The sequence below is a fragment of the Streptomyces sp. NPDC107654 genome, assembly GCF_055639035.1.
On record NZ_JBVKBI010000009.1, the window covers coordinates 321,539 to 334,218 of the forward strand.

Below are 12,680 nucleotides of genomic sequence, written 5' to 3' on the forward strand. Positions count from 1 at the left end.
TTCAGTCTCCTACTGCTCGTTGTTGGTCCTGGCCCACAGGCCGGTGGTCTTGCTGTGGACGGTGCGCTGGTCGACGGGCCCGGCGTAGTGGTGGTGGTGCGTCTGGGGTGCGACGTCCCGGGCACGGCGGAGTAGCCGGGCGATGGCGAGGATCGGCACAGCGAGCGCTGCGGGGGCTGCGCAGATCATGCCGATGACGGTGGGGTCGGCGTGCTGGGATGCGACGAGGATGCCGATGGCGATGAGGCCGGGCGGCACGGTGGCCACTCCCCCGGCGATCATCATGCGGCTGATGTCGGTGGCGCGCTGTGACATCGGCGGTGTACCGGGCTGCGGCACGGGAGGGGTCGGGCCGTAGGCGGGGGGCTGGCGGTCGTCGCGGTAGCTGGTGGGGCCGTGGTAGATGGCGTCCACGGCGGCGATGAGCTGGGGGTCGGGCTGGGCGGTCACGTGGGCTCCTAGGCGGCGTCGGTGATGTCGGTGGCGTCTGCGGGGGTGTCGGCGTGGTCGGGGTGGGCCCAGATGCCACGGTCGACCTGTACAACCTGGTTCTTGTTCTTGAGGCGGGTGAGGGCGTTCTTGACGGCGCTGATCGTGAGCCCGGTCTCCTGGGAGATGGTGGTGCGGCCGGCGGGCCTGCCTCGTTCGGTGAGGTAGGTGAGCACGCGGTCGTCGGTGCCGGCGGGGGCTTCGGCTTCGATGGCGGCTGCGGCCTGGGCGATGGGGTCGGTGGACGGGGCGAGCCGTGCGATGCCGGTGGGGTTGTCGGTGTAGGCGTCGTCAGGCAGCACCGGCGTTTCCCCTCGCAGCCGGGCTGCGAGCCGGTCCAGGCGCTCGCTGTACGCCTTGCCAGCCACGGCTGCGGCGGAGCCTTCGACGGTGGGCGTGATGCCGGTGGTGGCCCAGTGGGCGGGGTCGCGGTCGAAGTAGGCGCGGAACATCGCTTGCCGGTTGTCGGGGCCCTTGATGTAGCCGAGGCCAGCGGTGGAAGTCTTGTCGGGCCAGTACATGGGCAGTTGACTGGGGTTGACGTCCCAGCCGGGCAGGCCGATGGAGTCGGTGAGACTGGACGCAGTACGGAACATGATCGTGTTGCCGGACTGGGCCTGTTCGCGGATGTCGGTGGACTCGGGGGCGTTGCCGAACATGTTGGCCTTGGGGCCCTGGAACACGAGCCGGATCTTGATGCCGCACTTGCGGGCCATCTGGATGATCTCCAGGACGAGCGCGGGAGCACCCTGGAGATTGAGGACACGGTGGGCCTCGTCGATGGTGACGGAGATCAACGGGTCAGGGTCGCCGACGACGAAGTGGTCCCGGCCGCGCAGCTTGCGGCCCTTGGCGTCGGTGAACTCCATCATCGAGTAGCGGGCCGAGCGCTCGTACATGACGTTGCGGACGGAGTGCAGCATCGCCAGGCCGCCCTTTGCGGTGTCCTCGTACCAGTCGACGGCCTCCCGCCAGCGGGGCAGGGACTGGCCGCCCTGCGGGTCGCACACCCAGGAGACGACGCCGTTGTGCCGTTCGGTGCCCAGCAACATGTCGAGGAAGCGGGACTTGCCGCCGTCGGTGGCGCCGTAGACGACGGTGTGGACCGGCCCGGACGGCTTCCAGAAGGCGTAGTGGGCGGGCTCGCCGTCGTAGAAGAGGCCGACCACGGCCTGCCCGGTGGTGGTGTTGAGGATCTGCGGGCCGGGGTGGTCGGTGGGCGTCTGCAGCGGGTTGCGGTCGAAGACGGCGATGATGGCCCGCTTGGCGGACTGGCCCGTCGCCTTCTCGATCTGCAGCATCTCCTCGGGCAGGTCGAGGGCTGCGGCGATGTCGGCGGCGGCCGAGTGAGCCTTCCGCCAGTTGCCCTTGCGGACGACGATGACGGCGTTCCAGCCGTAGTCGGTGGTCACGACGTCGACGAGCTTGGAGCCGGGCAGGGGGCCGTCCTGGCAGGCGACCTCGTCCTGCCATGCCTGCATCTGCTTGGAGAGGGACGGTGCGGGCGCAGCGGTCTTCTTGCCGCGCCGCCACCAGTAGATGCCGTGGCTCAGGCCCCAGGCGGCGACGAGGCCCGGGTAGGGGCTGTGGCCGATCTGGAGTCCGCCGGTGGCGGCCATGGCGGTGACGATGCCGCCGCCGGTGGTGACGGCGGAAGCGGTGGCGATGAGGTCGCGGCGGGCGGGCAGTCGGCGCTTGACGATGTGGCGCTTGCCGACGTTGCCCTGCCAGCGTCCCCAGGCTGCGGTGGTGACGGCTCCTGCTGCGGTTGCGGCGAGTGCGGTCTTCCAGCCGTCGGCGGGGACGGAGAGGGCGCTTCCGGCGATGGCCTGGGCGGCGGTGGCGTAGACGGGGGCCATGCCGCGGCGGGTGCGGTAGGCGGCACGCAGCGCTCGCCGGGCGGCTTTGGTGTTGCGGTTGCGGGAGGAGCGGCGCTTGCGTGTCGTCGAACGGTCGTCGGTGCCGTTGGTCTTCTCGACGGTGAGGATGGTCGGCATGGCGGCTACTACTCCTGCTGGTTGGTGAAGTTCGGGTGGGGAGCGGCCCCGGCGTGGTGGCCGGGGCCGCGGGCCGGGTCAGACGTCGGCGGTGTAGGCCTGCTTGGCGGCCATGCGCCCGCCGGTGGCGGCGACGGCTTCCTGGATGCCGCCGTGCCGGGTGTGGATGTTGCGGGAGGACTGGGCGGCGATCGCGGCGTTGTCGACGGCGGCTTTCTGCATGGCGGATGCGGCCTGCAGGGCGGCGGCGTACTGGTCGCGGAGGGCGGCGAGCTCCTGGAGGGTGCCGCCGTCGTCGCCGAACTCCAGGGCGGATGCCTGCTCGATGGCGGCTTCGATGGCGGCGAGCTGGTCAGCGGCGCGCTGGGCGATGGCGCCGGCTTCCTCGGCGGTGACGGAGGCTTCGGAGGCGAACCGGGCGACGGCCTGCTTGAGGGTGTTGACGCCGGTGATCTCGGGGATGGTGGCGAGGGCCATGGGTGCTCCTGTGGTGTCGGTGTTGGTGTCGTTCTTGATCAGGACGAGCTTTCGGGGCTCGGTCTCAACGGCCGCCGGGGCGGCCGGCGTGTCGGCCTCGGGGGCGGGCTGGGGCTCGGCCTCGGGGGCGGCTTCGCCGGTCTCGGCGTGCGGCTGGCGGCCGAACTTGACGGCGGCGCGCTCCCTGGCCTTGGGCCATTCGCGCTTCCAGCCGTCGAGGAAGCCCTTCCAGAAGGTGCCTGCCGCGGTGGCGCCGGTGGCTGCCCAGGCGGCGAGCTTGGCGCCGGTGCGGCGACCGTTCTTCTTCGCGGCCTTGGCGATGCGCTTCTTGTGCTTCTTGGAGACCTCGCTGAAGGCGCTTTCCAGGCCGCTGGCGCAGGCCCATGCGATCGCGAAGAGGAGGATGAGGCCGAGCATGTCAGCCTCCCATCAGCCACATGACGAGGGAGCCGACCTGGGTGGCGATGAAGCCGAGAGCGGTGGCGGCTCCGTCACCGAGGCTGCCGGGGATCATCACGGTCAGGGGCGGGGCGAACGCGGCCAGCAGCAGGGTGCGGGTCTGTACGCCGGTCATGAAGTCGCTGATCAGCCACAGCAGCGCTGCGAGAGCCAGCGCGAACATGATCCCGAAGCCGGTCCAGTGGCCGACGAGGTTCTGCGCGAAGCCGTCGACGGCGGTGGTGGCCCGGTTGATGAGCCGGCCGGCCGGGGTGGAGACGAGGCCGATGGATGCGGTGAGGACGAGGAGGACTTGGATCTGCGGGCTCTTGATCTTCGCGGCGAGCCGGTTGATCCAGGGGAGGCGGTCGGCGACGTACAGCACGCCGGCTGCTCCCAGGCAGGTTCCGCCGGTGGCGGCGGAGATCCCTGCGTCGATGACGGGCATTTCGGGGTACCCCCTTGCGGTTACGGTGGGTTAGTGGTTTCCTCGCGCGCGCGTGCACGCGAGCGGGCGCGTTGGGAGCCGGTGACTCGGCTCGGAACGGCTTGAGCCATCCGTTGAGCCATTACGGGCCGTTAGCTTTCGGTGAGGGACTGGCGGAGCTGATCGAGCATCTGGGTGGCGCTGCGCGCGGCGTCCGCGCGATGCGTCTCGGGCAGATGGGAGATCGCCGACCGGAGCTGGTCCATGGCCACCGCCAGGACCGCTGACGGTCCTTCCGCCTCGGCCTCCTTGCGGCGGTCGCCCAGGAACTGGGCGGATCGCGCCTGGCGCAGGGCCTTGCGGGACGGGCGGCTGGCGGTCGCCACGGCTGGTACCTCCTCCTCGGTGGGGTCTTGCGGAGCTTCCGGGTCTGCTTGCCGGGTCTGCGAGCGTTCCGCTCACCGGCGCACTCACCGGGGTTGAGCTGGGGTTTTGCGTGTCGACTGCTTCCGGCAGTCTCAGCGAGGACCAGACCGTGCGGGCTGGGCCTCACTGGCGGTGCCGGCCTGCGGTCAGGCGTGGGCGGTCGCCTCGTTCGTTTCGATCTCGCCCCAGATGCGACGCACGCGCTCCTCCCGGGCGGTGAACCCGGCGGAGCGGAACTCCTTCTGCGCCTGCCGGTAGGAGCGGGGCGGCTCCATGCCGTACCGCAGCCAGCGAAGGACGACGCGCAGCTGCTCATCGGAGAGCGTCGCGCCCGGCTGAGGGGCGTCGACTCCCTCGATCGCGGCGAGGTCGGCCAGGGTCATTCCGTCCTCTATCGGGGTCTGCTCGACGGGTGTGACCGGGGCAGCCACGGGGGCGGTCACGGGGGGCGTGGTCACGGCCTCAATCTCCGGGGTGACCTGTGTGACCACCGTGTGACCACCCAGCTCGGCGGGGGCGTCTCCCCCGGCCGTGACCGCGGGCCGGGACACAGCCAGGACGAGGTCGCGTTCGGCGAACGCGAGCGCCTTCACGCCGTGCTCCGTCTCCGACTTCTGCAGCCGCTCCTCAGCCTCAGCGCGGGCCTTGTTGATGCGCGCCTGCGCCTTGGTGAGAACGACGGCGCGGGCAATCTGCCGCTCCATCTCGCCGAGATGCGTGGCGGTCTCGGTGAGCACGTCGGTGACGGCCTCCGACCGCAGGTGTCGGGCGCCGGCCGCGGCCACGGCGCGGGCGTTTCGGTCGGCCGCCGACTGCTCGGCGATCTCGGCTGCCGTCGCGGCATCGGCGAGGACGTTCCCGGCGAACAAACGCAGCCCCATGAACAGGGCGGCGGCCACCGGCACGAACGCGAACACCTTCGCGTGACCGAGCATGAGCAGGATCGTCGATGACACCCCGACCGCCGCAGCGGAAAGGCCGAGCATCACGATGATGCCGATCTTGGACCGCTGCCGGATCGCCACCTCGGACATCCGCAGCGAGCCGATCCACAGCGCGTCGTAGACGATGGCGATCGACCAGGCGACGACAGTGCCGGCCCGGCCATGAAGGCCGAGCATGTGGTCGAGCTGTCCGCCGACCGTGATCGCAACGAGGGCGAGCGAGGCGGCGGTCAGCAGCTTCTCGATGACGGCGAACACGTCAAGCCGGCGACCGACAGAGCCAATGTGGTTGATGAGGTTCGTCATGGCTTTTTTCACTTCTCCCAGGGAAAGTTGAGAGCCTTCCGCGCGGCGGCCTCCGCCTGCTCGGCCTGTTTGATCTCGGCCTTGACGGCGGCCCGCTCCTGGGCGCGGTCGCGGTTGACGGCGGGGTCGACGCTGTAGCGGTCTTTGCGGCGGGCGGCGTCCAGGGCCTGCTTGGCCTGGCGCCAGGCGGCGTACTTCTGCTCGTAGTCGTCGGGGGTGCGGCCCACGGTGGGCTCCTCTCTCACGGCGGATGGGTGGCGGTGCGTGCCCTGGCCCGAGTCGATCGGGCACCATCACAGCCGGGCCGGGACTGGCCGGTCAGCGGTGTACGACCGGCCGGGCGATGTCTCGGTGGTGGACAGTGACGATGTGGCCGCGGCGCCGAAGCCGACGGGCGAGCTTCTCGGCGACCACGACTGAGCGGTGCCGGCCACCGGCGCAACCGGAGCCGACCACGATGCGGCCGGCAGACGGGCCAACCGCGTAGGCCTGCACCTGCCGAGTCGTAGCCCGCAGAAGCCGCCGAATCCCCGCAGTACGGAGCACAGCCAGCCGCACGATCCGGTCCCGCCCGGTCATCTCCCGCAGCCGCGGGTCGACGTGCGGGTCACGGAAGGCCCGGCGGAGGTCGAGGACGATGTCGGCGGTGGGCGGGGCGTCGTGCAGGTAGCCGAACGAGACGATCTCGACGGTGGCCATCAGGCGGCGGCCGGGAGGTGCAGGCCGTCGAGCTCGTCGACGAGGCGGGGGCCGAGCGGGGTGACGGAGTCGACGGCCGCCGCGTGATCGCGGATCAGCTTCCGCTGCTCCGGGTCGGCCTTGGCGTACTGCTCGATCAGGCGGATGCGGTCCTGGATGGACATGACGGGTCTTCCTCACTGGTCAGGTGGGACGGGGATGGGGCGGTCGCCGGGGTGCGGTCAGACCATGTCGCGGTACTCGTCGACCATCTCGCCGACGTTCTTCAGGAGCCGGTTCGCGCGGCTGATGAGGGTGCGCTGCTCGTCGGCGGGCGCGGACAGGGCCTCGGAGATGAGCGTGGCGGCGGTCTCCAGGTCCTCGGTGCCGGTGATGCCGGCGGTGTCGAGGTTGTCGGCGGCCGTCTGAAGCTGGTCGACGAAATCCTCGACGGTGGTGGCGGGCCGGTCCTCGGCGACGAAGGCGATGTCGTCGACGTACCGAGCAAGGACGAGCGGAGCGATGGCGGGCATGACGGGACTCCTCGGCTGGTCAGGCTGGGATGGGGTGGGGTGCCGCAGCCGGCATGGGCGTGGGTGGCGCCGGCCGCGGCGGTCTAGGGGGCCGCGGGTGACGGCTGGGGGATGTACCGCCACCCGCGGCGATCAGAGGGTCAGCGAGTCGGGTGCTCGCTGCGGTGATTGACCTCACGGAGGCGGCGGAGCAACTCCGCGTACTCCGCGGCGCTCACGACGCGTCCCGGACGACACGCAGACGACGGGGACCAGGCTGGGGCTGGGGCTGCGCGGTGGCCGGGACCCGCCAGTGCCCGAGACGCTGCCGGGTCACCGGGTCGATGACCGTCACCAGCACCGACGGCGACTCGCCGTCCCACGCGGGCAGACCAGCCACGATCTCCTGCGTCGCCGCCTGCAGCAGCTGCAGACGCTCCCGCTCCCCGCTCACCAGCCCCGCACCTTCAGTACGCGGCGGCGCTCGGCCGGCTCGGTGGGCAGCGGCGGCAGGTCCGGCGTCGGCTCCACCGTGCGGACGAACGTCGCCAGGTCGTGAGCAGTGCGGTCCGCCTCGGACAGGCCCGGCTGCGTCGGCGCGGGACGGACGGCGAGGGCGGTCACCGCGTCGCCGCCTTGCTGCGCGTGTCCCAGATGGAGAAGACGTGGATGTCGATGCCCCACTGCGGGTGCGTGGCGCGCACGACCCGGAGCGGCTGGCCGTCGCGGTCGACGGTCTCCCACTCGTCGATGCTGGCGCCGTCGGTGCGCGCCTCGACGATGTCCTTCTCGGTGTCCTCGACGGTCGAGAAACCGAAGATGGAGCCCCAGTGGTCGAAGTTCGCGACGGTCTGGTCGGCGAGCCTCAGCTCCAAGCTGCGCATCGCGTCGACCGCGGCCGGCGGCAGCGGGGCGGTGGGGGTGGGGGTGGGGGTGGTCTCCGAGTGCAATACAGCACGGGTAAGCTGCGGCATAGCTAGCTCCTGCCTTCATCAGGTTGCTGGCTGCCCCGGGGCCAGTGCGCTACCACTGGCCCCGGGCCCCTCGGCTCCGATCGGTGCGCTACCACCGATGCGGGGCCGTTCTTGTTGTTGCGCGGCTTGGCCGCTGCACCTAATCTAGAGCGCTAGAGAGCAGTCCCGCAACCCCACACGCAGAACGGAGACTCGATGCCGCCGAAGAGGCGCTACGACGAGATCGCCGCCCACTTCCGGCGGCAGATCCAAGATGGAGAACTGGAGGCGGGAGCCCAACTCCCGTCTCTGCGGAAGGTCTGTGACCAGTTCAGCGTCTCGATGAACACGGCGAACCGGGCCTTCCAGATGCTCAAGGCAGAGGGCCTGACCACCGCAACGCTGGAGGGCACCGTGGTGGCCGCACAGCCCGACGTCGTCATCAGCGGCCCGGATCGCCTTGACCGACTGAACAGGACCGGCCGACGCTACGGCCCCGGGGAAGACTCGACGGGACTCCGTGTCATGCGGCGCTCTACGCACGACGCTGACGTGTGCCGCGCCCTTGAGATCGAACCGGGCGAAGAGGTCGTCATCCGCATCCGGACGTTCCGGCGGGACGGTCGGCCCACGAGCGTGGGCGTCTCGGTCTATGTGCCGCGCACCGTGAACGAGGTGCCCGAGTTGGCCGAGGAAGAGCGGATGGAGCACCACTTCGGCGAGCTGTACACCGAGCGAACCGGCCGCGAAGTCACCAAGGGCCAGAGGACTGCCCATGCGCGGCAGGCATCACAGGGCGAGATCGACGCGCTGCAGCTCGATGCTCCAGCCCACACGGCTGTGGCTGTGCTGGTCACGAACGTGACCTTCCACGACGAGGAAGGCCCAGTCGCCTATTGGGAGGACGTATACGCGCCCGGCGTGAAGATCCCTGTCGCGTAAAAAGCGAACGGCCGAGCGGTTCGCACCCGCCCGGCCGGTTCGGACAGCGAGTTCGCACCTCGCTGCCCCAAGAAATCCAACCCGTCCAGATCGGAGTTCTAGGTATGACATTAGCAACCCAAGACAGCGACAGCACTGCGGTGCCCGTCACGCGACCCACTGCTGCTCACCTTCTCGACACCCCGCTCCCCCAGCTGCTCGCCGAGTACAGCGTCGAGGTATCGACGCTGGAGACGGACTCGAACTTCACCGGGGGCGCCTACGTCCGGGCGGACGGCAGTCTGCTGTTCGTGCGCCCGGCGGGCCGGCCGGAGGCGGAGTGGGAGATGATGGCCCGCGCGATGCTCGGCCGTGTGCTGCGAGTGTCGATGCCACCGTTGCCGGAGCTGTACCAGCTGAGCGAACTGTAGCCGGGCACGCGAAAGGCCCCGCCCGGGGTGAGTCCGGGCGGGGCCTTCGTCGTTCATCCGAGGTAGTTGATCTGGAGCACGGTGATCGTCTTGAGCGTCTGTCCGATGAGGAGGACGGCGAATGCCTGCCCGGTGACGATGATCCGCATGACGCCGTCGTCCTCGCCGTAGGGCTCGGTCACGGCAAACGGGTCGTGACAGGCGTCGGCTAAGGCCAGGGTGAGCCCCTCGCTGGCGTCAGCCGGCATCGCCTCGTGCACTGCTTCGGCGGCGTCGTCGTACTTCAGGCGGTACATGGGCACACTCCAGCCCTCGGTCGGTCCGTGCAGGCGGGGGGTGAAGGGCCGAGGCTCCGGGTTCGCAGCAGAGCGTAGCAGCGAGGGAACCGTCAGTGCGCCGAACGGTGGATCAGGCGGCACCGCGGGTGCGGATACGGTCGGCCGCGGCGAGGACGCGGTCGGTAGCGTCGGTCCAGTCGGCGGTCGGGTCTTCGCCGCGGGCCTGAGCTGCGGCGATCACCCGGCCCCGCTGGACGGCGGCGACGGTGTCCTTGGCGATGCGCTCCCAGCGGGCGAAGGCCTGGAGCAGCTCGTGGGCCGGCGCCCGGTTGATCTCGCTGAGGAAGCGCTGGGCGAGGGCCGGGTTGCCGAGGGCGTCGCGGATGGACTCGATGGTCCAGGTCTGCTCGCTCATACCGGCCTCCCAGCCTCCCGAACGTTAACGCGCTAACGCTTAGGCTAGCGCTATCCGGATATCGCTTTACAAGGATCCCTATCCGCGATCCGCCATCCGCTAGCTCTCTACGCCGCCCGCCGTTCCGCGAGCGGCAGCCGGAGTGCCTCGCTGTGCCCGTACTGCGTCGAGCAGGCGGGGCAGCGGACACCGGCCGTGTCGAGGGTGACGCGGAGGGTGTGCCCGCAGGCGCAGAGCACGCCTATCCGCCGGGGCGGCTTCTCGCCGGTGACGATGCGGCGCGCCTGACCGGCGATGGACTTCACCTCATCTGCCATCTCCCGAACAGCCGGATGCTCATCGCAGATCATGCCGAGGTTGAGGATCAGCACGCCGCAGGACCAGTCGACGGTGGCGATGACCGTGCCGAACTCTGGGATGTCCCACTCCTCGCGTTCGCACAGGTCGCGGGCCCAGCCGCCGACGACGCCCTCGATGCCGCCGCGGCCGAGGAGGTCGAGCGCGGACTCGTTACACGGCAGGGGCGCGGTGCGGGTCCCGGACCTGCCGTCGCCGCCTCGTCGGCCGGGAACGAGGGCGGGGCCGAGCCGCCGGTAGAGATCGGGGAGTGCGCGGAGGTCGGCGTCGATCCGTTCCCGGCAGCCGCGGTGGACACGTTCGCGGGCGAGCCTGTCGCACACGGCGCAAGGGGTGGTTTCGGGTGCGTCGTCGTAGATCACGGCGGTGCCTTTCGTGCGGGCGTGCGGGTGGGTCAGGCGGCGTCGCGCTGCTGGTCGGGGAGTTCCAGGTCGTCGAAGCGGATCAGGTCGAGGTGGAGGGCGATGACGGCGGCGTGGGTGCGGGAGCGGGCGCCGAGCTTGCCGGCAGCGGACTTGAGCCGGAGGTGAATTGCTTGCTCGGTGGTGTCGAGCCGGGTGGCGATCTGCCGGCTGGTGTAGCCGGACGCGGCGAGCCGGAGCGCGGCGAGTTCCCCGGGGCTGAGGGGATGGGCCGGGTTGCGGGGCATCAGGGCCTCCGTTGCTGGGGCGCGAGCCGTCTGCGGCCGTCGAGGATCACCGCGGAGCCCTCTTCGGGCTGCCAGCGGATTGGTGGGCGGGTCACAAATAGCTCCCCTGCAGTTGGACGGTTTCGATGCGGTGGATTTGCAGCGCGGTGAGCCCTTGGTGGCGGAGGTCGCGCCAGCGCGGGTCGTGCGGGTCGTGGAGGGCTTCGGCGCCGAGGTCGCACAGCCGGTCGAGGGCGTCGGGGTCGTCGCGCCAGGTCGGACCCCAGTCGAGGGCGAGCTGCTGGTCGCTCTGGCCGTGCGGGTCAGGCATCGGTCGGCTCCTTGATCGCGGCGTCGATTTCGCGCCGCCATTGCTCGTACTGGGCGCAGGTCTGCATGCGGTGGCCGTGGGGCCGGTCGGACGGGCAGCGGGAGACGGGGCGCGCGGGGGCGGGGGTCGGGGTGTCGGTCACGGGTTTGCTCCTGGTGGTGGGCGGGGTGCGGGCTACGGCTGGGAGTTGAGGCGTGCCTGGACCCATTCGGCGTCCGACTCGGCGACGTGCGCGCCGGCGACGCGGGCGACGATGATCTGCATCGGCTGGCCGTCGCTGTCCCGCTCGGGGCCGACGAACGCGCCCCAGGGCTGGCCGTGGTCAGGCGGGGTGTGGCCGTCGGGGCAGTGAGGGCAGCCGGGCACCAGTTCGTAGCGGGGCGCGTCCTCGATGGCACGGAGGACGGCCATCGGGTCCTGGGCGGGCTCGTCGTCCCAGACGATGCGGGTGTGACCGCCGTGGCCGTGGACGGCTTCGGCGTCCGCGAGGCTGTTCCAGGCGACGGTGGAGGGGCGTTCTCCGCGCCAGCGGATGGAGACGGTGCCGTCGGGCCACAGGACGCCGTCGGCGACGCGGCCGGTGCCGGAGACGCCGGTGATGTCGGTGGTTCGCTGGAGGTGGAAGCGGCGGGGCTGAACGTCGGTCATGGTTCTCCTCGGTGTTGGATTGGCGTGGCGGGGCCTGTGGGGCGTTGTGAGGGGCTGGACCCTCCGGGACTGCCCGCGCGGGGCGTTCGGGGCGCAGACTGGCGCTCAGGGCGTTTCTCGGGCCCCGCCGTGGGGTCGTGGACGGGCACGACCCCCGGCAGGCTGGCGGTCAGACGGACGGCGGAGCGGTGGCGCTCGGGTCGTAGCCGGGGCAGCGAACCGGGTCCATGCCGGGCTGGGGCTCCCACCGGTGCGGCCCGTGGAGGCGCTTGAGTGCCGAGGCGCTGCACTGGACGACGGCGGCCCGGGCCACGGGCTCGGGCAGCACGGCCAGCACCGCGTCGCGGGCCGCGTCCATCGCGGCTTCCAGGCCGTCGTCCCACCCGGACTGGTAGTGCGTCGAGCCGTCGGGGCTCGGGGTCTTCAGCGCGAAGATGGCACGGACGACGTGCTGCGCCACCTCCTTGGCGGCCCGCCGTCGGTCGGGGTTGGTGAGGCAGCTGCCCGGGTCGATGCCCTCGCAGTTGCCGCACGCGTGCTCGGCGGTTCGGTGGGTGGGCTGCTGCGTCGCGGGCTGGTAGTCGTGCTGGTCCTCGTCCTCGTCGCACGCGTCGCACACGCCCGGCGTCACCGGGTCCTCACCCGGCCGATGCGCGGACTGGGGGTGCGGGCAGCACACGGCGGGCCGGTCGGCGGGCGACTGCACTGCGGGGACGGCGGCGGCGCGGACGGCTTCCCCGTAGGCGTCGATAGCAGCGGCGAAGGACTGGGGGTCGACAATCGGTCCGGTGCCGGTGGCCAGGCTCAAGGCCATGCAGCGGAGTCGGTCACGGGCGTGGGTCACGAGGGCGTCGGCGGTCGGGTCGGGCTGGTTCATCGGGGCTCCTTCGGTAGGGTCGGGGCTGATGGCCGCCCGGATACGCCCCGGGCGGCCGTCGTCGTGCGGGGCCGGCTCACGCGGAGGCGGGCGGCGACTGGGCGCCGAGCGCATCGGCGACGGTCCGGCCGCGGTAGGTGAGGGTCG

The 12,680-nt window shown here is 71.1% G+C and carries 23 protein-coding genes; 2 read left to right on the plus strand and 21 right to left on the minus strand.

Annotated elements, in window-relative coordinates:
- Positions 1-9: 9 nt before the first annotated feature.
- The 13 genes from ACZ7N4_RS19040 to ACZ7N4_RS19100 form a co-directional block, all read right to left on the minus strand.
- Positions 10-450 (minus strand): hypothetical protein, encoded by a 441-nt coding sequence (locus tag ACZ7N4_RS19040; protein ID WP_471359467.1) that lies wholly within the window; start codon positions 448-450, stop codon positions 10-12.
- 8 nt (positions 451-458) lie between these two features.
- Positions 459-2,486, minus strand: coding sequence for a hypothetical protein (locus ACZ7N4_RS19045; RefSeq protein ID WP_471359468.1), 2,028 nt, complete (start codon positions 2,484-2,486; stop codon positions 459-461).
- Positions 2,487-2,564: 78 nt separating this feature from the next.
- Positions 2,565-3,380 carry a hypothetical protein gene (locus ACZ7N4_RS19050; protein ID WP_471359469.1) on the minus strand — a complete coding sequence of 272 codons (816 nt, stop codon included), beginning with the start codon at positions 3,378-3,380 and terminating at the stop codon, positions 2,565-2,567.
- Position 3,381: 1 nt separating this feature from the next.
- Entirely contained in the window at positions 3,382-3,849 is a 468-nt protein-coding gene (locus ACZ7N4_RS19055) for a hypothetical protein (protein ID WP_471359470.1), read from the minus strand.
- A 131-nt stretch (positions 3,850-3,980) separates the two neighbouring features.
- On the minus strand, positions 3,981-4,214 hold the full coding sequence (locus ACZ7N4_RS19060; protein WP_471359471.1) for a hypothetical protein: 234 nt from the start codon (positions 4,212-4,214) through the stop codon (positions 3,981-3,983).
- 186 nt (positions 4,215-4,400) lie between these two features.
- Complete coding sequence (locus ACZ7N4_RS19065; RefSeq protein WP_471359472.1) at positions 4,401-5,504, minus strand: hypothetical protein; 1,104 nt, start codon at positions 5,502-5,504, stop codon at positions 4,401-4,403.
- Between the two features lie 8 nt (positions 5,505-5,512).
- The gene (locus ACZ7N4_RS19070; protein ID WP_471359473.1) at positions 5,513-5,731 is read right to left on the minus strand and encodes a hypothetical protein; all 219 of its coding nucleotides are present in this window, start codon (positions 5,729-5,731) and stop codon (positions 5,513-5,515) included.
- Positions 5,732-5,822: 91 nt separating this feature from the next.
- A complete protein-coding gene (locus ACZ7N4_RS19075) occupies positions 5,823-6,203 on the minus strand; it encodes a RapZ C-terminal domain-containing protein (RefSeq protein ID WP_471359474.1) in 381 nt (126 codons plus the stop codon).
- Positions 6,203-6,367, minus strand: a complete 165-nt coding sequence (locus tag ACZ7N4_RS19080) for a hypothetical protein (RefSeq protein WP_471359475.1) — start codon at positions 6,365-6,367, stop codon at positions 6,203-6,205. Before ACZ7N4_RS19080 ends, ACZ7N4_RS19075 begins: the two co-directional genes overlap by 1 nt.
- Before the next feature lie 57 nt (positions 6,368-6,424).
- Positions 6,425-6,715 carry a hypothetical protein gene (locus ACZ7N4_RS19085; protein ID WP_471359476.1) on the minus strand — a complete coding sequence of 97 codons (291 nt, stop codon included), beginning with the start codon at positions 6,713-6,715 and terminating at the stop codon, positions 6,425-6,427.
- Between the two features lie 214 nt (positions 6,716-6,929).
- Positions 6,930-7,148, minus strand: coding sequence for a hypothetical protein (locus ACZ7N4_RS19090; protein WP_471359477.1), 219 nt, complete (start codon positions 7,146-7,148; stop codon positions 6,930-6,932).
- Positions 7,145-7,318 (minus strand): hypothetical protein, encoded by a 174-nt coding sequence (locus tag ACZ7N4_RS19095; RefSeq protein WP_471359478.1) that lies wholly within the window; start codon positions 7,316-7,318, stop codon positions 7,145-7,147. The genes ACZ7N4_RS19090 and ACZ7N4_RS19095 overlap by 4 nt, the downstream gene beginning before the upstream one ends.
- The gene (locus tag ACZ7N4_RS19100; RefSeq protein ID WP_471359479.1) at positions 7,315-7,668 is read right to left on the minus strand and encodes a hypothetical protein; all 354 of its coding nucleotides are present in this window, start codon (positions 7,666-7,668) and stop codon (positions 7,315-7,317) included. Before ACZ7N4_RS19100 ends, ACZ7N4_RS19095 begins: the two co-directional genes overlap by 4 nt.
- A 195-nt stretch (positions 7,669-7,863) precedes the next feature.
- Between ACZ7N4_RS19100 and ACZ7N4_RS19105 the strand changes: the two genes are divergently transcribed.
- A complete protein-coding gene (locus ACZ7N4_RS19105) occupies positions 7,864-8,589 on the plus strand; it encodes a GntR family transcriptional regulator (protein ID WP_471359480.1) in 726 nt (241 codons plus the stop codon).
- A gap of 140 nt (positions 8,590-8,729) precedes the next feature.
- Positions 8,730-8,999: a hypothetical protein gene (locus tag ACZ7N4_RS19110; RefSeq protein ID WP_471359481.1), complete on the plus strand. Its 270-nt coding sequence runs from the start codon at positions 8,730-8,732 to the stop codon at positions 8,997-8,999.
- A 53-nt stretch (positions 9,000-9,052) separates the two neighbouring features.
- On the opposite strand, the gene ACZ7N4_RS19115 is transcribed toward ACZ7N4_RS19110, so the two are convergent.
- The 8 genes from ACZ7N4_RS19115 to ACZ7N4_RS19150 all read right to left on the minus strand — a co-directional run bounded on the left by ACZ7N4_RS19115 (position 9,053) and on the right by ACZ7N4_RS19150 (position 12,533).
- Positions 9,053-9,295, minus strand: coding sequence for a hypothetical protein (locus tag ACZ7N4_RS19115; RefSeq protein ID WP_471359482.1), 243 nt, complete (start codon positions 9,293-9,295; stop codon positions 9,053-9,055).
- Positions 9,296-9,407: 112 nt separating this feature from the next.
- Positions 9,408-9,692 (minus strand): hypothetical protein, encoded by a 285-nt coding sequence (locus ACZ7N4_RS19120; RefSeq protein WP_471359483.1) that lies wholly within the window; start codon positions 9,690-9,692, stop codon positions 9,408-9,410.
- Between the two features lie 107 nt (positions 9,693-9,799).
- Positions 9,800-10,411 carry a hypothetical protein gene (locus ACZ7N4_RS19125; protein ID WP_471359484.1) on the minus strand — a complete coding sequence of 204 codons (612 nt, stop codon included), beginning with the start codon at positions 10,409-10,411 and terminating at the stop codon, positions 9,800-9,802.
- 32 nt (positions 10,412-10,443) lie between these two features.
- A complete protein-coding gene (locus ACZ7N4_RS19130) occupies positions 10,444-10,698 on the minus strand; it encodes a helix-turn-helix domain-containing protein (protein ID WP_471359485.1) in 255 nt (84 codons plus the stop codon).
- A 91-nt stretch (positions 10,699-10,789) separates the two neighbouring features.
- The gene (locus ACZ7N4_RS19135) at positions 10,790-11,008 is read right to left on the minus strand and encodes a hypothetical protein (RefSeq protein WP_471359486.1); all 219 of its coding nucleotides are present in this window, start codon (positions 11,006-11,008) and stop codon (positions 10,790-10,792) included.
- On the minus strand, positions 11,001-11,150 hold the full coding sequence (locus ACZ7N4_RS19140; protein ID WP_471359487.1) for a hypothetical protein: 150 nt from the start codon (positions 11,148-11,150) through the stop codon (positions 11,001-11,003). The genes ACZ7N4_RS19135 and ACZ7N4_RS19140 overlap by 8 nt, the downstream gene beginning before the upstream one ends.
- A 32-nt stretch (positions 11,151-11,182) precedes the next feature.
- On the minus strand, positions 11,183-11,656 hold the full coding sequence (locus tag ACZ7N4_RS19145; RefSeq protein WP_471359488.1) for a hypothetical protein: 474 nt from the start codon (positions 11,654-11,656) through the stop codon (positions 11,183-11,185).
- A gap of 169 nt (positions 11,657-11,825) precedes the next feature.
- Positions 11,826-12,533, minus strand: coding sequence for a hypothetical protein (locus ACZ7N4_RS19150; protein WP_471359489.1), 708 nt, complete (start codon positions 12,531-12,533; stop codon positions 11,826-11,828).
- Positions 12,534-12,680 lie beyond the last annotated feature (147 nt).